This is a genomic window from Acidovorax sp. Leaf73 (genome assembly GCF_916855635.1).
Lineage (GTDB): Bacteria > Pseudomonadota > Gammaproteobacteria > Burkholderiales > Burkholderiaceae_C > Acidovorax > Acidovorax facilis.
Genome location: NZ_CAKASI010000005.1, coordinates 506,539 through 526,231, shown reverse-complemented (window position 1 = coordinate 526,231; position 19,693 = coordinate 506,539). Strand labels below are relative to the sequence as shown.

13 protein-coding genes are annotated in these 19,693 nt (G+C 60.3%); 5 read left to right on the top strand and 8 right to left on the bottom strand.

Annotated features, from left to right (window positions below; genetic code table 11):
- Window positions 1–42: 42 nt before the first annotated feature.
- From LPA35_RS19160 to LPA35_RS19140, 5 genes are all read right to left on the bottom strand, one after another.
- Window positions 43–2,244, bottom strand: a complete 2,202-nt coding sequence (locus tag LPA35_RS19160; protein ID WP_228898241.1) for a DEAD/DEAH box helicase — start codon at window positions 2,242–2,244, stop codon at window positions 43–45.
- Between the two features lie 14 nt (window positions 2,245–2,258).
- Window positions 2,259–3,563 carry an ATP-binding protein gene (locus LPA35_RS19155; RefSeq protein ID WP_228898240.1) on the bottom strand — a complete coding sequence of 435 codons (1,305 nt, stop codon included), beginning with the start codon at window positions 3,561–3,563 and terminating at the stop codon, window positions 2,259–2,261.
- Window positions 3,560–6,106: a TerB N-terminal domain-containing protein gene (locus LPA35_RS19150; RefSeq protein WP_255669875.1), complete on the bottom strand. Its 2,547-nt coding sequence runs from the start codon at window positions 6,104–6,106 to the stop codon at window positions 3,560–3,562. Before LPA35_RS19150 ends, LPA35_RS19155 begins: the two co-directional genes overlap by 4 nt.
- 251 nt (window positions 6,107–6,357) lie before the next feature.
- Window positions 6,358–6,810, bottom strand: a complete 453-nt coding sequence (locus tag LPA35_RS19145) for a DNA-binding transcriptional regulator (protein ID WP_228898232.1) — start codon at window positions 6,808–6,810, stop codon at window positions 6,358–6,360.
- 99 nt (window positions 6,811–6,909) lie between these two features.
- Window positions 6,910–7,221, bottom strand: coding sequence for an HU family DNA-binding protein (locus LPA35_RS19140; protein WP_228898230.1), 312 nt, complete (start codon window positions 7,219–7,221; stop codon window positions 6,910–6,912).
- A 108-nt stretch (window positions 7,222–7,329) separates the two neighbouring features.
- On the opposite strand from LPA35_RS19140, the gene xseA reads away from it, so the two are divergent.
- The 3 genes from xseA to LPA35_RS19125 all read left to right on the top strand — a co-directional run bounded on the left by xseA (window position 7,330) and on the right by LPA35_RS19125 (window position 10,310).
- Window positions 7,330–9,069, top strand: coding sequence for an exodeoxyribonuclease VII large subunit (gene xseA, locus LPA35_RS19135; RefSeq protein WP_228898228.1), 1,740 nt, complete (start codon window positions 7,330–7,332; stop codon window positions 9,067–9,069).
- A 3-nt stretch (window positions 9,070–9,072) separates the two neighbouring features.
- Window positions 9,073–9,402 (top strand): exodeoxyribonuclease VII small subunit, encoded by a 330-nt coding sequence (gene xseB, locus LPA35_RS19130; protein ID WP_228898226.1) that lies wholly within the window; start codon window positions 9,073–9,075, stop codon window positions 9,400–9,402.
- 134 nt (window positions 9,403–9,536) lie between these two features.
- Window positions 9,537–10,310 (top strand): DNA/RNA non-specific endonuclease, encoded by a 774-nt coding sequence (locus LPA35_RS19125; RefSeq protein ID WP_228898224.1) that lies wholly within the window; start codon window positions 9,537–9,539, stop codon window positions 10,308–10,310.
- Between the two features lie 458 nt (window positions 10,311–10,768).
- Here LPA35_RS19125 and LPA35_RS19120 read toward each other — a convergent pair whose 3' ends face one another.
- The 3 genes from LPA35_RS19120 to LPA35_RS19110 form a co-directional block, all read right to left on the bottom strand.
- Window positions 10,769–12,547 (bottom strand): UvrD-helicase domain-containing protein, encoded by a 1,779-nt coding sequence (locus LPA35_RS19120; RefSeq protein ID WP_228898222.1) that lies wholly within the window; start codon window positions 12,545–12,547, stop codon window positions 10,769–10,771.
- Window positions 12,547–14,685 carry an AAA family ATPase gene (locus LPA35_RS19115; RefSeq protein ID WP_228898220.1) on the bottom strand — a complete coding sequence of 713 codons (2,139 nt, stop codon included), beginning with the start codon at window positions 14,683–14,685 and terminating at the stop codon, window positions 12,547–12,549. Before LPA35_RS19115 ends, LPA35_RS19120 begins: the two co-directional genes overlap by 1 nt.
- A gap of 497 nt (window positions 14,686–15,182) precedes the next feature.
- Window positions 15,183–16,298 carry an SH3 domain-containing protein gene (locus LPA35_RS19110; protein WP_228898218.1) on the bottom strand — a complete coding sequence of 372 codons (1,116 nt, stop codon included), beginning with the start codon at window positions 16,296–16,298 and terminating at the stop codon, window positions 15,183–15,185.
- A gap of 819 nt (window positions 16,299–17,117) precedes the next feature.
- Between LPA35_RS19110 and yhhA the strand changes: the two genes are divergently transcribed.
- Both yhhA and yhhB read left to right on the top strand, forming a co-directional pair.
- A complete protein-coding gene (gene yhhA, locus LPA35_RS19105; protein WP_228898215.1) occupies window positions 17,118–17,312 on the top strand; it encodes a YhhA family cyclophane-containing RiPP in 195 nt (64 codons plus the stop codon).
- The gene (gene yhhB / locus LPA35_RS19100; protein ID WP_228898213.1) at window positions 17,312–19,459 is read left to right on the top strand and encodes a cyclophane-forming radical SAM/SPASM peptide maturase YhhB; all 2,148 of its coding nucleotides are present in this window, start codon (window positions 17,312–17,314) and stop codon (window positions 19,457–19,459) included. The genes yhhA and yhhB overlap by 1 nt, the downstream gene beginning before the upstream one ends.
- The last annotated feature ends 234 nt before the right edge of the window (window positions 19,460–19,693 follow it).

Here is a 19,693-nt window from a genome sequence, read left to right as displayed (position 1 = left end):
AAGGGTCTCTTTCAACTTTGGGCCAAAGTAAGGGTAGTCCGTTCAAGTACCAGAGAAATTCAAAGCCACCCACTTCTTGGCTTCCTCAACGTCCAGGTTGAGACTCGCATACGCCTTCTTGAGCAATTCAGGAGGCAGTGCCCAGTCCCATTTCTCTCGTTCAAGATTTCTCGCGCCCTCAAGCAGTTCGCTCACGGATGGCTGCTCTACGAGTGCAGCGTCGAGGAGTGCGTCAAGGATGTTGTCAATGGTGTGACCGCCTTTCACCACCTCTATGCCAGGGCCAGAAGGTGCTGCAGAGAAGCCTCGCTGGCTCATGAAGCAAGCCAACGCCTCGTTAGCGGCATCCCCGAGCCATGTGACTACGAGGAGTTCGTGCCCCTGGTCGACCAGGCACTCTGATGTCAAATTCAGTGCTCGGAAACTGGACCGAGCCTCCTCCAAGAAGCGCTGAGCCACCTCATCGATAAACACGATTTTTTCGGCCGACTCCAGCAGCTCCCGCATCCGCTGCCTCACCTTCGTGTGAACCCGCCCAGATCCTCCTGAAAACAAAGGCGGTGCGCCGCCGCTGGCGCGTTTGACGGTGATGACCTTCTGCGGTTCATCCACCATTTCCACAATCCAGGTCTTGCCTGCAAAGAGAATCCGCTGCCCTATGGACAGCATCTGAGAAACCGGCAGCGTCCCAAGTGTCCGGGTCCCGGCGACCAATCGAAACTCCTCGTCCGACGCAAAGGCTGCATAGAAGGTGTAATGGTTGACGAATTTCTCACCGAGAGGGCCGTGCAGCAGCAACCCAGATGAGTCCTGAACCAAAAGCTCTTTTGTTCCCAGGTGACGTACCAGCGACATGAAGTCTTCTTTGGTCGTTCCCTCGAACGGTGTTCCCGTAGCGCACAGCAGTGCGTACAACTGACCAATCGTGGCGCCACCGTTCTGGGCTATGGCGGATAACATCTGCTGCACCAGCGTGGAGAGATGGGCGCCCTGCGTGACAGGCGGCTCAAACCAGCCTTCAAGCAAGAGAGAAATCATTGCAACGGTCTGCACCAGCCCCAGGCGCAATCTCGTGCCAAAGCCCGAGTGCACATCAATCGCGTCCTCGATGCAGTAGCCTCGCAGAATGGCGGGTTCGCCCTTTCGCCGCCCAGACCTTCCCAGTCGTTGACGCAAACTGGCGACTGAGGGCGGTGGTCCAATCTGCACAACGCTCTTGACAGCTCCGATGTCGATCCCCAGCTCCAGGGTATTGGTACAGATGGCGGTGGCAGGCACTTCCTTCTGCTTGAGGGCGGCCTCGGTCTCTGCCCGGATCTCCTTGGATAGGCTACCGTGGTGCGGCCAAAACTCCTGAGGCACTTTGTTGCGCTCGCAAAGGCCGTTTAGCAGATTGGTGTAGCGCTCGACCTCGCGCCGGGAGTTCGGGAACACCAGGTTGTTGGAACTTCTCAGCGCCTTGTACATGTGCGCCGCGATGAGTCCGGGCGTGGCAGGCTCGGGCGCCTCTTCCTCATCACCCTTCCGCACAACCAAAGGCTCCTCATATCCCTTTACGAGGATCTTGAGCTCGTTTCCCCCAGAGGCGGAAACGACCATGCTGACGCCAGTTCCAAGTCCTGGCCGAAGAAAATCAGCGGCAAGGCCCATGTCACCCAAGGTGGCCGAGAGGCCCACTCTAGGTACGTTGCGGCGCAGGACATTCTCGATGCGGTGCATTAAGGATTGAAGCTGCTTTCCTCGCTCAGATCCAATAAACGCATGCAGCTCATCGACCACAAAAAAAGCGGTCATCTGAAACACAGCCGCGATAGATGTCCCTCGATTGCACAGCAATGCCTCGAGGGACTCTGGAGTGATGAGCAGGACTCCGTGCCGCTGCTTCAAGAACTTGGTCTTGGACGTTGCACCAATATCGCCATGCCAAGGCCAAACAGGGATATCCAGTTGTTCGCAAAGCTTGTCGAGTCGACCAAACTGGTCGTTGATGAGGGCCTTCAGCGGGCTGATGTAGACGATGAGCCGAGGTTCCTCGCTATGCAACAGGTGGGTGAGCGCTGGCAAAAACGCCGCCTCTGTTTTGCCTGCTGCGGTCGCCGCTGCCACGATGACGTCGCGGTCGGCATGGATGAGCAAGGGGATGGACTGCTCTTGGGCATCCCGCAGAGACTCCCAGCCCTCCGCCCAAATGAATCGCTGAATGCGCTCATCAAGAAGGTGAAAAGACGAACTCGCCCCGGACATGCAGCGCTCAGCGTTCAGAGCTTGAAGGAGGCAAACTCGTCACCCTCCTCAACCTCCACAGCCAGGTCTCCTGTTGCGCCTGTATCAGCCGCCACCTCCAGGCCGCCAAGCAGCGTTTGCCATTCAGTGCCTGGGTTTTGCTCCAAGACCGCAAGAAGGTTGATGAAGGAAGTAATGGTGGTGCGAGGCGTGCGGAAGTAGGTTTCGCCGATGCGCTTGGAACAGTGTTCCATGAAGCTAGCAATGCCTTGGTCTGGCAACAGGTACTTCGCCGTATCTCCTGCCGCATAGACGTGGCGCAGTTTCTGGAGGAGTACGTAGAAGTCCTCGGGGCTCAGGCTCGAAAGCCGAACCGTCGGGCCGCTGAAGTCGACGAGCTCACTGCTGGCAAACGTGTTCTGGGCCAAGCGACTTTGAAGTGCGGGGTAGCTGTAGAGACCGCGCCGAGTGTCCAGGAGAAACTCGGGTGTTCCTCCGAGGGTGAAACCCAGTCCAACTGCCGTACCTTGCAGCGAGTCATTCAGGATACGCAGGATCTGTTCGTAGTTGGAGTTGCGCGCCTGCGCATTGGCAAGTTTGTAAAGGTTGACCAGCTCATCAAGGCTGACAAGCAGGCCACTGAAGCCCGCAAGCCGCACGAACCTGGCCATCAATTTGAGCTGGTCATAGACTGCGGCGTCGTCTACATAGGTGCGCACGCCAAGGGCTGCCTTCGCATCGGTCTTGGTTGTGAACTCACCGCGCAACCAGCGCACAGCGTCGGACTTCAGTTGCTCATTGCCTTCTTCGAAGCCGCGGTAATAGGCAGCAATGACATCCGCAAAGTCATACCCATTGACCAGCTCCGTCAGATGCTCCAGTTTGTGGCGAATGACATCTTCGGTCGACCTGCCTGCCTCCTTGGCCTCTGACTTGGCCGTGGCAATGAACTTCTCGACAATGCCTCCGAGAGCCCCGCCTTCGGGCTTGGTGCGAGTTGCCAGATTGCGCATCAACTCAGCATAGAGAGATCGGGCCTGCCCGCCACTGGCATGCAGCCGACGGTCAGGGTTCAGATCGGCGCTGGCCACGACCAGCTTCTTTTCCATCGCAATGGAGCGGACCAAATTCAGGAAAAACGTCTTCCCTGCTCCATATTCGCCGATGACTAATCGGAACGATGAACCACCGTCGGCCACGCGAACCATATCGCTCACCAAGGTCTCAATCTCACGGATGCGCCCTACCTGGATGAGGTGCTGTCCCGTCCGCGGGACGACGCCTGCACGCAGGGATTGAACAACTGCGTCACGCTCTTTGGGGCGAATGGGTGCGTTCATGCTTCCAGCTTCTCCAAAATTTCAGGGTTCACATCGATAGGATCGTCGCCCTCAGTGAACGGTATGTCATGGGTGTCAAACGACACTTCATTGATGTGCTCTAGGGCGCCATCCAACATCAGGTCCAAGTCTGAGGAGACATCCAAGAGCTCCTCGCGAGTCCATTGTGGCCGCGACAGCAGCATGCGTGCAAAAGCCGAATGCGCCTCGTCCAGGCCGAACAAACCCGTAGCCGCTGCTGCCTCGGAGTCCAGAGGGGGTGCCGCCTCGGGAACGGTTGCTATGACGGTCGGCTGCGGAGATTCTTCCTTGAAGATATCGGCCAGCAACGCGGATACGCGCTCGGAATCCTTCTGCAGTGCCGCAATCTTTGCCGTGTCCAGCTGAAACCCCTTGGCCGCAGGCTGCGCAGCGATGCTTGGCTGAGGGCTTGTTCCGGCCGCAACCGCATGCACGTCTGTGAAGACCCTTTTGGTATCAAGTCCCAGCGTTTTGTAGACCTTCTCCAGCATCTTCACTTCCGCCGGCGTCACGGTGCCATCCGCTTGGGCAACGGTTGCCATGAAGGCAGCGATCGTTTCCTTGGACTTCGCGTCAAGCGGATCCAGCTTCTTCTTCAAGGAAGTGAGAGACACGGGGTCCACTGCCAACAGGCGTAGATGTGCCAACAGCCTAGCTGACTCTCCAGCAGTCAGATGCGACCAAGATTGAACCTGCTGACTCAGATGAGTCATCTCATGCTCACTGAACTCCCCGTCGGCCCCGGCTACGGATGACGCCAACTGGAGTGTGAGTGTCGCGGCCTGATAGGCGGCCGTTCGAACCGGTGCGCTATTCGACTCTGCTGCCGAGTAAAGCACCACGTGATCTTCGCCCTTTGGTGTTCGTGCTCCGCCCAGTACATCGGGTTCCATGCCAATGCCAACGGACTCCAGAGTCTTGGCCAGCGTTACGGCGCGTTCCTTGTTCAAAGCAGTCTTCGCCTGGAAAAGATCAAGCAGCTCCTGAAGCTTCATAACAACGAAGCCTTCCGAGACCCTGTCCCGCAGAGCCTCTAAGGCATCCCCCGCCGCATCAGGCCAAACTGTTGGCGGCAGCAACAGCAGGCCTTCCAGCGCATTGGGACTGTCTGGGTTACGGCCGAGATATCGGCTGTAGGGATCCAACTGGTCAGTGACAGCGTCTACGATCTTTTTCAGCTGCTTTTGTGGAGCCGTCAGAACCGTCACGTCCGGCGTGTCTCCGAAGGTCAACTTGATTTCGTTGACGCCCCTGAAACCAGCAGATGCTGGTTGGTACACCAGCTTCAATTTGGTCTTGTTGCGGGGAAGAACAATGCCCGGCTTGAAGGTTTCCGCATAGCGCTGCTGAAAGAGCTTGTCGAACTGCTCTGCGCACCTGGTGGCGGAAGTTCGCAAATAGCTGGCCGGGTCCAGGCGTGCCCAAGCCAATGCGAGATGGGGCGGCACTGGCACTCCATCCACTGCGGCGAGGCCAAGTGCAAGGCGAATGTAGAGCGGCACCTCGAAGGTCGTCGGGAAAGACGGAACGGGCTCGTTGTAGAGCGTCTTGGAGTAATGGGATACCTCCAGCCAACTCAAAAGCTCGCTGGCATAGCGCTTGAAAGAAAAGGATTTTTCGCCGTAGATCTCAAGGAGTCTGCGGACCTCCTGCGCAATCAGGGGCCAATCTCTCTGCGCCTGCGCGTCCTTCAATCCCTCTGCAATGGCCCTGCGCTCCAGGCCATAGAAGAAGAGAAAGACGTATCCAATATCGGCTTCGGGGTCGCGCCTCCCATCTGCCAGCCAGCTCAGGTAGGCCCTGCGAGCGCGAGGCGTGATTTCAGAGTAGGACGGCCAATAGCCAAACTCACGTTCGCTGATGTTGGCGTGCGCAGCGATGGACAGCGCGGGATTGACAAGACACGGGTCAGTTGAGCCCGAGAGGGATTTCAGTTCTCTACCCACATAGATCATCCCCCCGCTGATTTGGCTACCGCCAATGACGACGTCTTCTCCCGGAGGTATCCAGCGCCCGGGCCCTGTGTAGGCCTGAGGCTGAGTTGGCGCAGGAGGTATCGCGTAGTGCGCTGGCTTTGAAGGTTCCTTTGCGACGACAGAAACCGGAGCATCGTCATCCACGAATCGCCGGGGGGCAGCAGGAGGTGCTGGGTGCGGTGGCACGGCAGCTGTCGACAAAGGTGCCTTCTGGGCCAATGACACAGGGTGGTCATCTGGGACGAACCTAGAGGTTGCAACAACTGAGGCGGGCGGTGAACTGGACTCTGACACTTCAACCGTCTCAGCGCGCGACGTTGCTCGAGCCGAGGCTTCCAATGTCTTCGTTGTGGTGGCCGTCTTGGCTCGAGAAGGTGTATCAGCAATCGGCTGTTTCGACGCGTTGGAAAAAAACACTCGATAGGCCCAAATACCGCCGACGATGAAAACGATGTAGCCCCATGTGCTTCGGGGGAAAACGATACAAAGAACCAATGCGGCTATGGCCGCAATAACGCCGCTGCTTGTCTTTGTCTTTTCCGCCATCCCGTTCCCTCGCACTTGAAAGGCGCATCTGCGCTGACCCAAAAGAGTGCATTACGGTAACAGATTGTCATCTGCAGAGCGAAAGATTTCGGGCATACGCAAGCGGTCCAACTGAATCGCCCCAACATTCCTAGACACTTTTGAGCCGTTGGGGGCAACGGGCAATCTGACATTCGTCCCCGATTCTCTGCACAAGGCTTCAAGCAATCCTAGGGCGAACCGCAGCTAGGTTCGTCCCCCTCAAAAAAGCCTCACTCCTGCAACTTGGCCAACGCCTCCCGCTTCCCCATCTTGAACACCACCTGAATGCGCTCAAGCTGTTTCGCCCGTGGCATCGCCTTCCCGCCCTCCCAGCGCGCCACGGAAAGCGTTGAGGCCTCCAACAACGAAGCCATGGCCTGCTGCGAGAGGCCCAACTGTTCCCGCTTAGTCGCCAGCGCCTCGGCCTTGAACTGAAAGCGACGTCCCTGGCGTGCCGGGACTTCGGCGTCCTGGGCCTGTGCCTTGCCCGGAGCCGCCTGACGCGCTGCCGCCTTGTGTATCCCTTTCACCTGTGACACCAGGTCCTTCACATCCCGCTTGAGCGCTGCGATCTCGGAGCGCTGCGCCGTGACGGTCTTGCGCAGGCAGCCCAGTTCGCCCTTGATCTCCTTGCGCGCCATGCGCAGAACTTCGGCCCGGAATGCGTCGGAGAAAGCTGTCATCGTTGAACCCCGTGTGTGGAAGGCGTGGAGCTTAGCGGCCCCAACAAAAAACCGCCCGGGGCCAGGGCGCGCGGGCGGCTTGCGGATCGGTCTGGCGGCTTACCTGCCGGCCTTTTCGGCCTTGCGCTTGGCAACCTTGGGGTCCACCACGGCCTTGAACTTCGCACCGGATACGAACTTGGGCACTGTGGATGCGGGGATCTTGATGGCAGCACCCGTGGAGGGATTCTTGCCGGTGCGCGCAGCGCGCTTAACTGACTTGAACGTGCCGAAGCCGACCAGTTGCACCGCATCGCCCTTCTTCACGGCGGTCTGGATGGTCTCGATCAGTGTGTCAAGCACGGCGTTGGCGGCCGTCTTGGAGAGGTCGTTCTTTGCGGCGAGGGTTGCCACGAGGTCTGCGCGGTTCATGGTGTGGATGTTTGTGAGAGGTGGTGAATTCCGGTTTATAGCCGATACGCTCCGTGGCCCAAGCCCCTTGGTCCACAATGGCGCTGCCTCGCAGCCCCTTCACTTCCCATGTCCCGGCAGTACCTGAACGTTCCCTTCGCGCAGAAAGACGCCGCCAAGTCGCTGGGCGCGCGCTTCGATGGCGCGGTCAAACGCTGGTATGTCGATGATGGGCGGGATCTGGCGGTGTTCGCCCAATGGCTGCCGACGCCCGTAGAGGCGCCCTCCTCGCTCTCACCTTCGTCCACAGATCTGGCCCTGCCCTTGTCTGAAGAGGCACTCGCCCTCCCCCGCGCCAAAGGAATTCCGCTCTCGCGTCTGCTCAATGGCGTGGCCAGTGCGGTGGCCCAGGCGTTTTCCAAAGGGGTTTGGACCTTGGTGGAGGTGGTCGAGGCGCGGGTGCGCGGCCATGTCTATCTAGAGCTGTCCGAGCGCGATGGCAACGGCCAGCCCGTTGCCAAAGCCCGGGCCATGATCTGGAGCGCGACGGCCGCGCGCATCTTGCCGGAATTCGAGAAGGCCACAGGCGCGGTCATCGGCGCGGGCATCAAGCTGCTGGTGCTGGCGCGGCCGGTGTTCCATGCGCAGTACGGTTTCAGCCTGGAGATCGATGCCATCGATCCCGAGTACACGCTCGGGGACCTGGAGGCGCGCAAGCGCGAGATCAGGGAGCGGCTGCAGCGCGAGGGGGTGTTCGAGCACAACCGGCGCCAGGAGCCGCCCTGGGACTACCGCTGCGTGCTCGTGGTGGCGCCCGAGGATGCGGCAGGGCTGGGGGATTTCCGGAAGGAGTCGGAGCGGCTGGAACGCTTTGGGGTCTGCCGCTTCGTCTATGCCCACAGCCGGTTCCAGGGGGAAGGCGCAGCGCGGGAGATCGTCTCCGCGATGGTGCAGGCCCTGGAAGCGTTTCCGAAGGGGGCGCCTCCCGATGCGATCGCACTGATCCGCGGCGGCGGCGCGGTCAACGATCTGGCCTGGCTCAATGACTACGACCTGGCGCGCTTCATCTGCGACCAAGACATTCCCGTGCTCACCGGCATCGGCCATGAGCGCGACAACACGCTGCCGGACGAGGTAGCCCACCAGCGCTTCGATACGCCCAGCAAGGTGATCGCGGGCATCGAACACCAGATCCTGCAGCGCACGCGCGAGGCCCGCATGGCGGCCGAGGCGGTGTTCACGGCGGCGGGCCGTCTCACCCAGCGCGTGCGAGCCGACGTCGACCGCAGCGAGGCCCAGGTGCGCGCCGATGCCCAGGCCCATCTCGCCCGAGCCAGGCATGGCAGCACCCAGGCCATGGGCCAAGTGGAAGTGGCATCCATGCTGCAAGTGCACGAAGCTGCGGCGCGCAGCCTGGCGCGGTGGAACGAGGCCCAGGGCGAGGCCCGGCGGCATCTGGCGGCGGCCCGGCAGCAGGTGCCGGCCCTGCTGCACGATGTGCGCGCCCGGGCCCAGGCCAGTGTGGCCGAGGCGCGTGGCGGGTCGGAGCTTGCGCTCCATGCCGTGGTGGACCGCGGCCGCGCCGCGACCCGTGCGGCCAGCCAGGCCGTGGAGGACCGGCTGCAGCGGGTGGCTGAGCGCGCCCAAGGGAGCCTGCAAACGGCAAGAAATCAAGCCGAGGCGCTCATGCGCGAGGTCACCGGCCAGGGGCCGGAGAAGACCCTGGCCCGCGGCTTTGCGATCGTGCGCACGCTCGAGGGGAAGCCCGTGACGGACCAAGCCCAGGCACGCGCCCTCCCCGCCCTTGAGATCCAGTTCCGCGACGGGGTGGTGCCCGCCCGTCCGGACGACAGAAACCGGAAGGAATGAGTGATGGAAAGTTTTCGTGAAGCCTATGGCGTGCTGCAGCGGCATGCCCAAACGCTGCGCAACCAGGACGAGCCCAACATCGATGATCTGCTGACCATCGTCACCGAGTCGGTGAATGCGTACAAGGTCTGCAAGCAGCGCATCGATGCGGTGGAAGCAGCGTTGAAGACGGCTCTGGACGGAGCGGGCGTGAATGAGGCACCGGACCCCGCACCGGCACCTCCAGAAGCCAAGACGCGAGCCAGTACGCGCCCGGCCCCTGCCCCGGCGACGCCAACCTCGCCGCCCACGGCCTCGGGCTTTGATGACATGGACGACGATATTCCGTTCTGAAAACCAGGACTCCCCAGGACGAGAGCAGGCTCGGGGAATTTTTGCCGTGCTTACACAAGGACACCTGCACACTGTGATTCAATCCACGGCTTTGCCTGTTTGCCGTGGGCTGCATTTCTTTTCGGGGGCGCACGTTGCGCCCTGTCTTCGCAGCACTGGTCGCTACCGTTGCTGCCGTCTTTCTTTTCTTCGCTGCTCCCTCTGCTGATGCACGCTCCAACCGGGGCGAGGCACCGCGCGTCGAGCTACCCACACGTTTCTCACAGTGCCCGCAGTTCTTTGCGAATGGCTTGCCGCCCCAGGTACCGAGTCAGCCCGCGCTGCGCGAGCTTTGCTATGAGGCCTTTGCAGTGCTGCACAGCGGCTCCACTCGTACCCCGGTCTACGTAGCCCAGCGGCTCAACCGGCGCCTGATCGAGGACGCCGACGAGAAGCGTGCCGACCGTTTCTTCTCCGATGGGAGGCTACCACGCAATGAGCGCGCGGAACTGGAGGACTACAAGGGATCGGGCTATTCGCGCGGGCATATGGCGCCAGCCGGCGACATGCCCACGCCTTCGGCCATGACACAAAGCTTCTCGCTGGCAAACATGGTGCCGCAGAACATCCAGCACAACAGTGGGGCCTGGGCCAAGATAGAGCAGGATACGCGGCGCTATGTATTGCGCGCTCAGGGCGAGGTATTCGTGATCACGGGGCCGGTGTACACACGTGAGAGCGAGCGCATCGGGCCCCATGGCGTGAAGGTGCCCACCTACCCTTACAAGCTGGTCTACGACGCCACCACAGGCCGCGCCTGGGCGCACTGGCAAGCCAACAGCGCGGGGGAGCGCGTGTCGCAACCAATCAGCTACGCGGAACTGATGCAGCGCACGGGAATTAACTTCTTGAGCCTGCGGGTAGATTGAATATGCAGCAGCACAGGTGGCCATCGCTTGCATGGCCGTCGTGATGGAACAGCACCAGTCCATCAGCTAAAGCTGCAAACGATCCGTCGCAGCCTTTTCTGGATCGCAAGTCCAAGACGGCTTTGTAGCACCTGCTGCCGTCCGCGGCCGCGCCGTCAGGTCACGTTGTCTGCCCCATACCGGTCTTCGCGATATCAGCGCCTCCGCAGACCGAACGGCGGGTATCAAGTGGACAGCTGACGCAGGTGCCCAGGATCACTCTACTTCGTGGAAGTCTGCTGACAGCAGGCGCGAATAGGTGCTGCCGACCCGATGCTGCCGTTCGTACCGCCAAGGCGCATCCCCCGATAGCAGCCGTTAGCTGACTTTTGAGCCAATCACCTCGCTGGCGCGAACTCAGGTGCTGCAGGGAATGGACACAGGACTAAACCGCTCTTGCGGTAGATGCGCCGCCCTCACTATCCGTTGTAATCGAATTCACAGCGGGCCAAAACCTCGGTGGGCTGGTAGCTCCCATATCTTCCGCGTGAGCGACCGGCCTCCGAGATGAGGTGCAAGTGCTTTCGAGCGCGCGAGGCCAGGACATACAGCAACTTGCTGGCGGCGATATCGCCGTCGGAATCACTGAAGTGGGGCACCATGCCCTGAAGAAGACCGAACGCGATGACCACGTCAAACTCGGCGCCCTTGACCCCATGAATGGTCGACACGGTGATCCCAGTGCGTTCGCGGAACACCTTTTTGAAGAACGACAGATCGGTGATGTAGCTGGCACCAGAGTTCTGCAGCCTCTCCAGCCGCGCCTGGGAACTCGCAAAGAATGCCTCGCGATGCTCCACCAGCGCGGGGAAAGCATTCAGCTCGATCAGCAGGCGATCCAGTAACGCTGCGAACGCCTGGTCCAGATACGCCAAGCCGTCTGTCTCGGCAATGGCGAGAGAGTTGGACTCCCGCAGCAGCGAACGCTGCGTGATCCTGGACGTGTCGATGCCGAAATCGCGGAGGTCGGCAATGACGTCCCTGGCCCATCGCATGCGTCGCACGAGCATTTGGGGCGACGACTCCGTCAGCAAGATCTTAGAGAGCTTGAACCAAAAGTTGTCGGGATCATTGCTGAACGGCACCAATCCCGGACCGTCGAACTGCTGGTCGGGGAGCTGTGCCACAAGTTTTCGGGTGGTAGACGCCAGCAAGATCCACCACGGCGCCAGCACGCATATCTCTTCGGGTGCATGTCCGTCGGCCAAGCTCTTTTGGATGAGCCTGACGAGCTCATCGTGAAGATCTTCGTGCGCAACGACGCGGTTGTAGGAGACTTGGCTCGGAAAGCCAACCATCTTGCCAGCTCCCTCAATGTCGGTAGCGTGCACATTAAAGTTGGAGAAGTGCCCGATGATCCTCGCACTTGAGCGGTAGTTCAAACGCAGCGCCATCTCCCGAATTGGAATGTCCGTGAGCGCGCGAAAGTCCGCCGCTGAAATGGCATACCCGCCAAGTGATCCGTAAATCGCTTGATTGGGATCTCCTACGATGAACGTCTTGGTGCTACCGGCACCCGCCCGCAGGATGGCCCCCACCAAGTTGTATTGGATCCGCTTCGTATCCTGGTACTCATCGACGAGGACATATGAGAAGACTTGGGAGAGCAGCGCCGCGATATCCGGCTGATTTCGGATCAGCACCTGGGAGTACCGTAGGATCAGTTCGAAATCGATTCGTCTCGTGTCCGCCAGTTCTCGAAAGTAGGCCGCCAGCACCCTGTGGATTGTTTCATGCTTCCATGTGTCGGCGCACCCCAGCCGGTAATCGTCCTCTTCGAAGTAATAGTCGCAGTCATACAAGGTCACGCCGCGGTACGGTGCGCAGAGTCGCTCGAGCATCTTCTCCCGGTCGTGTCGATCCAAAACCGCGTACCCACGCGCCAGCTCCGGAACATAGATCCCGTATGGCTTGAGGATCCATTCGAGACAGAACGAATGGATAGTTCCGATCCACAGGGCGGTGGTGTCGACTCCAAGAGCTTCAATTCGCTCCTGAATCTCGTCAGCAGCCCGATGGGTGTATGTAATGGCCACGACGATGCGCTTGTCCGTGCGTCGGGACAGTTCGTAGGCGATCTTGTAGGTCAGCGTGCGCGTTTTCCCGCTGCCCGGACAAGCGACCAGGAAGACGCTCGACGGTTCTTCTACTGCAGCCGCTTGCTCGGGATTGAGCTCAGTGGCACCCCAGACAAACATCAGACCATCCCCGCCAGGAATGCATGGACCACGTCACCTGGCAATGCTGCTGCAGACGCGGTGCGAAGGGTCGGTAGATCGATCTCTGAGCGGCCAAAACGCTCCACCTCAGCATTGAAGACCGCCAGGCGCGGACGCGCAGCGCGATCGATATCCGACAGGCAGTTCATCCGGTGTCGGAGGATTCGCATGATCAGCGGTCGAGAGAACAGGCCATGCGCAAACAGGACGGCCTCTCGGATGTAGCCGGGCACCACTGCTTGGTGATCCAGCGTTTGAGCGAGCAAGATAGCGAACCACCCTTTGCCTTCTTGCTCGGCCATCGTCAAGGTCCGGTAACCACTTTGATGAATTAGGCCCGAGCGAAGGTCGGCCATTGCCTGCGTGATCGTCGCCGGCGCCTTGTAGACCTTGTCGACGGTGCGCACAAAGGCTTCATGATTGCCCGAGCCGACAAGATCCACCTCGAAGGTATGCGTGGCGTAGAAGCTCTGTACCCAGGCATTGCCCGCGGCAAACGCGTCCAAATCGATCTTTCGCTGCGCCCCAGCCGTCTGCGAGCCAATCGCCTTTCGCTTCCTGGCGGCAAAGACGCCGTCATCCGCCGGATTTGGCGTGGTGTCGAAGAAGATCGCATCCAAGTCAGTGACGATTGCACACCGCTTGCGAATCCTGAGGTCATGGAACAGGACCGCGACGTTCTTGAAGCCCGTGCTGCGGATGTTGATGACACTGATCCCCAACTCGTCCACGCTCAGACCCAGGACCCGCTTTACAAGCACTGGGATCAGGATCTCTTCCGCGTCCCCCTCCACCAAAATCACGCTTTTGGCGAACAGCAGGTTGCTACGGACTGCATCCAGGTATCGCTGGATGCTTGTCACTTGGGCAGGATCCAGTCCGGTCGCCGGCTGGTATGCCTCACAGAATGCGCCGCGTCGACCTAGGATGTTGACGTTGCTCACGTTGCTCACTTCGGAGATGTGTGTGGAGTGCGTCGTGTAGATGACCTGAGCATCCTCGTAGGCGATGCGATCAAATAGTGTTTTCTGGATATGGGTGTGGATATGCGCTTCGGGCTCTTCGATAAGCAGGAAGTTCGCGATTGCCATCTTTTCTCGCTGGTATTTGAACTCCAGCAGTTTGAGCGTCAGGTAGATCAAATTAGCACCGCCCAGACTGAGCTCGTTGATCGTCCCTTCATATCCGTCCTCCGACTCCCCTACGAACAGGCGCAGTGATTGGAACAGCTGCTCCGCATCCTCGGGTAGGTCCGACCGGATCGACAGCGAGGTCGGGGAGTAGGTTTCGCCGGCAGTATCCTTGATGGTCTCTCGGATGTGCTTGCGCACCGCCTGCACATCCTCAAGCCCTTCGATGGCGCGATTGAGATCGCTCACCTTGCCAACTATGGGGACAAGGGCCGCCGCGTCGATCTCGTCGCTCTTGCTCTTGAGCAGGGTAAGCAGCGGATTGGTGCGGTTGTTGTGAAACTCGGCCACGACGTCGCGAAGCGCCTGGATGAAGGTGAGTGACACCTCCTTGGTGACCGACAGGAAGCCGGGCACCTTCGCCCCAAGTTCAGGGAATTCGGTTTCGTCGTCGAAGGAGCATAAGTCGAAGTCTCCGACAATCCGTTGATACGTCGCCGGGTCGCTGAAATCAGCGCTGCTTCGGCCGGTGAAGATGCTCTCGTAGTCGTCGATAGTGATGCCATCCCGGATCGCCTTCAACTCCGCGAAGTCAAAGTCATCGAGAGCCGCCAGCTTCAGCCGGATCTCCTTCTTGGGGCGGAAGATCAGGTTGTAGGTGGCCTTGGCAATCGGTCCAGCGTGGATCCCGGCCGTGCCGTGCAAGAACAGCGCCTGGACCGCCTCATCGGGGCTGAGGTCCTCGAACTCCATGCTGATGATGATCCAGTGGCCCTTCCACTGATCCAGCGCGCGGCTGAAATCGGACTCTTCCAGCCGATAAGCTGCGCGGACCATGTTATCGTCCAGGAGCAGCCGGATGGCACGGAGGATGTTGGACTTGCCCGCTCCGTTCTCTCCAATGATGGTATTGACGCCAGGCTGAAACGTCAGACTGGTGTTCTTGAAATTTCGGTAGTTGACCAGCGTGAGTTTGGAGATGTGCATGTCTTTGGCCTTCGTGGTCGCTGGGGCGTCAGCGGCTATTTGTAAGCTATCGTAGTGTTGCAGTATCGACAGAGCACTTTCTAATGGCCGGTTGCCCAAACCCGCGAGCAGAGAATATGTAGAGAATGTGTGTCCACACTAGAGGGTTCGGTCGGAACGGGCGTTGATAGTGATAGCTGGGGACTGCGCAACGCGAAGACGCCGTTGGACCATCGGCGCATGAACTGGCGGCACGTGGCCATGCGGCGAGTCTGGCAGGCATTTATCGAGGTGCGTCAACGTCGGAAAGTATTGTTGGCTCTGAGACGGCTTTTTTTGCTCGAAGACGAGGCCGACATTCGGGCGCTGGTGGTTGAGTGGCTGCAGGAATGCGGCTACGTCCGACCTGTCCACATGACAGAGTGGCGCCTGCGCTGGCTCAATGGCCACAGGTGCAGTGGGTCCGAGGTTGTGTCGCATCAAACTGGCAGCAATCCAAGCCTAACCCGCTTCGCGGTCTACTTGAACTTTTCCAGGTAGCGCGAGAAAACCCAGCCCTGAATCTCAACACCTGCGTGCTTGTCCGCCCACACCACAAGAGTGAAGTCCCGCTCGGTCTTCACCACGCGCACGACGTTGCCGAACTTCAGGCGTGCGAGTTCAGGCGATTTGGCACGCGGGTTCATGCGGACGCTGACCGCCTTGCCCGAGATGAACCGCTGGTCGGCCAGAAACTCCGGGACGCTCACCGCAGCCTTGGCGGCTTCCTTGACGCTCTTTGTCGCCTCCTGCGGGCTCTGAGCGGGCACAGCCGTCATGTAGGTCGTGACGGCAACACTTATCGCGGTGCTCACGACCCCAGCGTAGATGTGATTTAACAGGGTGCGGAAGTGCACCCACAGGAACAGCCGCACGAACGGGTTCGGGTGGGCTGCCACCGCCTTGGCAATTTGTTCCGTCGCCGCCTGGAGGTCCGCCTGTTCGGATGCCGTCTGGGCGATGTCCTCAACCTGCGCCTCGGCCTCACGTAGATCCTCTTCCGACTCGCCCATTTGGCTGAAGTCGATGTCTCGGAATGTGGCGAAGATGTTGTCGAAGGACTTGCGAGCAGCTTCTATAGTGCTCAGCGCAGGATTCGCCTGCTCTAGCTGGCGCGCGTAGTCGGCGGTGGCCATTCCGCCTAATGCCTGGCGCCGCATTTGCTCCAGCAGGCGCTCGTACGACGACGTCTTGGGCATGGCGTCATCGAGCATCTTTGCGGTCAAGCTGCCGCTGAGACCGATGGCCCGCTTGAACGCTTCCGTGTCTGAGCCGAACTGGCCGATGGCTGACATCTTAGGAAAGTATGCGTCCATCAGCCGCTGTACCTGTTTGGTCGCAGACTCTTGCTCCATCATCTGGTGGATAAGGCTTGAGCCGCCGATAGACTTCAGCATGTCGCGCAGTTGCTGGTCGGGCGAGTAACGCCGAATCTCCGCCTCTATGTCCTTGAAGTGGCTGTATCCACCTAGCTGGTTGAGCACATTCTGGATGTCCCGGAACGGGCTCATTTGCCGGTCCAAGTCCTCCTGAAGCTTCTGCAGGGCTGTTTTCCTTGGGCGCTCTGGCGGCTCGGCGAGGTTTGAGATGTCCATCGCAACATTCTGCCGAAAATGCGTTTTCCATGGCACGCCTTGCCGCCTCCCCGCGACTCGACAACCCCCATGGGCGAGCGGCTGATCTGCGCAAAGCGGCGGCTGCTTTCGGTTGGGAGTGTCACTTCGTCCATGCGGAAACCGGTCCTTCAACCAGGGCTTTGCTCCATCCAGCGGCGAGTGTCCGGTGTCGAGGGTGAAGCTGTCGCTTCTGTGGTCACTGCCTGTATGACTGCTGGCGGGCTTCGCAACGATGCGGCACCGCCATCACCGAGTGACTCAGTCCAGCCTAAAACTGCCGCGCCAGAGGTCGGTTCTGCAGCGATTTCGGTCGGACGGCGTCGTTGGTCATTCGCGCGATGGCGGGCACACTGCGGTCATTCGCGCCCGCTGGGGCAAGATTTGGTCGACCGGTCTGGCGGCCGGAGCAGCCGTTCACGCCAACCCAGGCACGTTGGACACAGTTCTTTCAATCGAGCCAGCAGCGGGAGCTTTGTCGCCTTGCTTCTTGCGCTCGTGCGACTATGCATCATGGGTGGCGAGATGCCGAAACCTGTCTTGGAACCACGTCTAGACCGGAGTGCCCTCGCAGGATAAAAATCAGCGCAGTGGGGTCCGTGTCGGTGGGATCACATGTGCTTGAGAGCGTTTGACGTGCAGGCTACATAGCCAAATGGCATCCCCCTGCGCATGGTTCAGGGCGCGTCGATTCAATGGATGTTGGTGGTGGGCACCATTGCCGCGCCGTACTCCCGCTGGCGTCGCATTGCGCGCGATCGTTACAAGCTTTAATATCTGCGACACATGGAGGACTGACTAATGATTTCGAACACGATGCAGCAACCGCAGCAAGAGGATCTCGATCAAAAGAGCGAGGTGCGTGACGCGATTGCGCGCGGCCAGCATGCCAACCCGGCGCTGCAGCGCCTCCAGACACGAATCCTGAAGGTCACCGACGCCAGCGAGGTCATCACGAGCTACGACCGGATGCACCATCGACACAACCGCTCATAGTGGCTGTTCGGGCTGACGGGGTTCAACTCACCTCGTTCCTAGTCAAGGTCGCCTCCAGGTGCAATCTGGATTGTGACTACTGCTACGTCTACCACCACGCAGATCAGAGCTGGCGGTCGATGCCGCGGCTGCTCTCGCCAGAAAACCGTGAGGCGTTTGCGTCGCAACTGGCGTCTTATCTGCAGCATGCCGGGATACGGCGTTGTGTGGTCGTGTTCCATGGTGGCGAGCCGTTGCTCATGGGAAGCACCGAACTCGTGGCCTTTGCGGCCCAGCTTCGCGGTGCGGTGGGTACTCATGTGCAACTCGACATCGGCATGCAGACCAACGGCCTCTTGCTAACGCAAGAGGCGCTAGACGCGTTCGCTAGTGCTGCCATCGGCATCTCCCTAAGCCTCGACGGTCCAAAAGAGGCGAATGATCTGCATCGCACCTCCCGGCGTGGTCGTTCTAGTTTTGAGCAGACTTACCAGGCCCTACAGCTGCTGCGAAGCGCGCCTGATTTGTTTGCTGGCGTGATCGCGGTTATCGACCCGCGAACGCAGCCGCGGCAGCTGCTCGAATTCTTTAGCGAGCAGCAGGTGCCGCGACTGGACTTCCTTTTGCCGGATGCGCATCACCAGCGCCCGCCGCCGGGGCGGGTTGAACAACCTAACCTGTACGAGAAGTGGCTGATCGAGGCCTTTGACCTTTGGTTCGATGAATACCCCACCCTACAGGTGCGGACCTTCGAGGCTCTACTCGACGCCGTGGCCGGCATGCCTTCGCAGACCGATGCATTTGGCTTCGGCGATGTGAGCCTCATTACCGTCGAAACGGACGGTTCGTATCACGACCTCGATGTGCTCAAGGTGGTGTCGCAGGATGCGACTCGGCTCAACGGCGCTGTCACTGACACACCCATCTCAGAGGTGGCCGCCTCACCCGCCCTGGCAGCACATCGTGCACTACTGACGAAGGAAGGCCTGTGCACCAGCTGCCGAAGTTGCGACGTGGTCGACGTGTGCGGCGGCGGGTCGGTGCCGCACCGATTTGGCCTGAACGGGTTCAAGAACCCGACGGTCTACTGCAAAGAGATGCGCGCCCTGATCCGCCATGTGCAGGCGCGGGTCGCTGAGTCACTCGAGTTGGCGAGACCCGTCAGTGCTGCGGCCGGCTACACCGGCGACCTGCGTGAGTTTGAGAGTGCGGAAACGTCGCGCGAAGCTGTTTCGGCGCTTTGGGCCAGCGCCACGTCGGCGCAGTCGACAGGACTGCGAAGCGCCTTGCTTTGGCTCGAAAGCAGTTGCAACGAGCCCGAGGGAACTGCGGTGGCCAGGACGTTGCTCGAGTCGCCGTCCGCCATCGATCTCCTCGCACAGAAGCCCGGCGCGGTCGCATGGAGCAACGCAATACTGGCGAGGGATGCGGGCCGTCCCGTCAGCGCCGTTGACGGTAGCGCACTCGACCCTGACGTGTCCTATGCTCAGTGGATGCTAGCCGGCCTACAAGGCTCGCCCGAGGCGTCGCCCGTGGTCCATGCGACAGATGTTTGGCTGCGTCGCCCATTCGGCGGCGCCATCCACTTTGAAGACCAAGATGTGCTCCCGGCCGCGCTGCCGCTGCTGCAAGAAGCGCTTGGCATCCTGGACGCGTGGCGCCCGGCACTTGTGCGAGAGCTGCGCATGATCTGCCGCGCAGTCCAGTTCATCCGGGACCCCGCTGCCGATCCGGACAAGATTGTGTCTTTCAGCGACAACGCTGTGCCCGGAACGCTTTACGTCTCGGTGATGCAACGAGGTGGACTTATCGATGCCTACGACTTGGCGGACTCTCTCCTCCACGAGTATCGCCACCAGAAGCTATACCTGCTGGAGCGGATCGCGCCGGTGGTCGAGCCGACCACCCGCAAGGTGGTGTCACCGTGGCGCCAAGACCTGCGACCGCCGTCAGGTCTCTTCCATGCGATCTTTGTGTTCGTCGAGCTGCGCCGTTTCTGGAAGTACGTCAATTCGTTGAACCTTGACCGGCTTAACATGCGGGCCCAGAATCAACTGATGGATACCGATACGCGTCTGAGGGAAGCGTTCCAGACTCTGGCCAAGTGCCCGCTGACAGGGGTCGGCCGTTCCCTGGCGGCCGTGTTGGAAGCTGCGGCGCGGGAGTAGCGCGTGCGAATACCGAGAGGGCGGCTTCCCCAAGATCCTGCCCTCTGGCACGGGTACCTGCGGGACTACTTCTGCGACAAGGACGCGGTGGCAACGGAATCCGGCGGCGACGTCGACCTCGAACTGAATTGGCCTAGCGGAGCCGATCGGCATGTCGACCCCGCCCTCAACACTGGCCTGCGTTGGTGGGGCCGAAGCGTCTCCTTGGGATCCATGTGGTCGGCACGCTGGCGC

What these genes read in the sequence shown, in the direction of transcription:
- LPA35_RS19160 (WP_228898241.1), bottom strand. Translation starts at nt 2,244, where the DNA reads ATGTCCGGGGCGAGTTCGTCTTTTCACCTTCTTGATGAGCGCATTCAG.
- LPA35_RS19155 (WP_228898240.1), bottom strand. Translation starts at nt 3,563, where the DNA reads ATGAACGCACCCATTCGCCCCAAAGAGCGTGACGCAGTTGTTCAATCC.
- LPA35_RS19150 (WP_255669875.1), bottom strand. Translation starts at nt 6,106, where the DNA reads ATGGCGGAAAAGACAAAGACAAGCAGCGGCGTTATTGCGGCCATAGCC.
- yhhA (WP_228898215.1), top strand. Translation starts at nt 17,118, where the DNA reads ATGATTTCGAACACGATGCAGCAACCGCAGCAAGAGGATCTCGATCAA.
- xseA (WP_228898228.1), top strand. Translation starts at nt 7,330, where the DNA reads ATGTCCCGGCAGTACCTGAACGTTCCCTTCGCGCAGAAAGACGCCGCC.
- LPA35_RS19120 (WP_228898222.1), bottom strand. Translation starts at nt 12,547, where the DNA reads ATGTTTGTCTGGGGTGCCACTGAGCTCAATCCCGAGCAAGCGGCTGCA.
- xseB (WP_228898226.1), top strand. Translation starts at nt 9,073, where the DNA reads ATGGAAAGTTTTCGTGAAGCCTATGGCGTGCTGCAGCGGCATGCCCAA.
- LPA35_RS19145 (WP_228898232.1), bottom strand. Translation starts at nt 6,810, where the DNA reads ATGACAGCTTTCTCCGACGCATTCCGGGCCGAAGTTCTGCGCATGGCG.
- LPA35_RS19110 (WP_228898218.1), bottom strand. Translation starts at nt 16,298, where the DNA reads ATGGACATCTCAAACCTCGCCGAGCCGCCAGAGCGCCCAAGGAAAACA.
- LPA35_RS19140 (WP_228898230.1), bottom strand. Translation starts at nt 7,221, where the DNA reads ATGAACCGCGCAGACCTCGTGGCAACCCTCGCCGCAAAGAACGACCTC.
- LPA35_RS19115 (WP_228898220.1), bottom strand. Translation starts at nt 14,685, where the DNA reads ATGCACATCTCCAAACTCACGCTGGTCAACTACCGAAATTTCAAGAAC.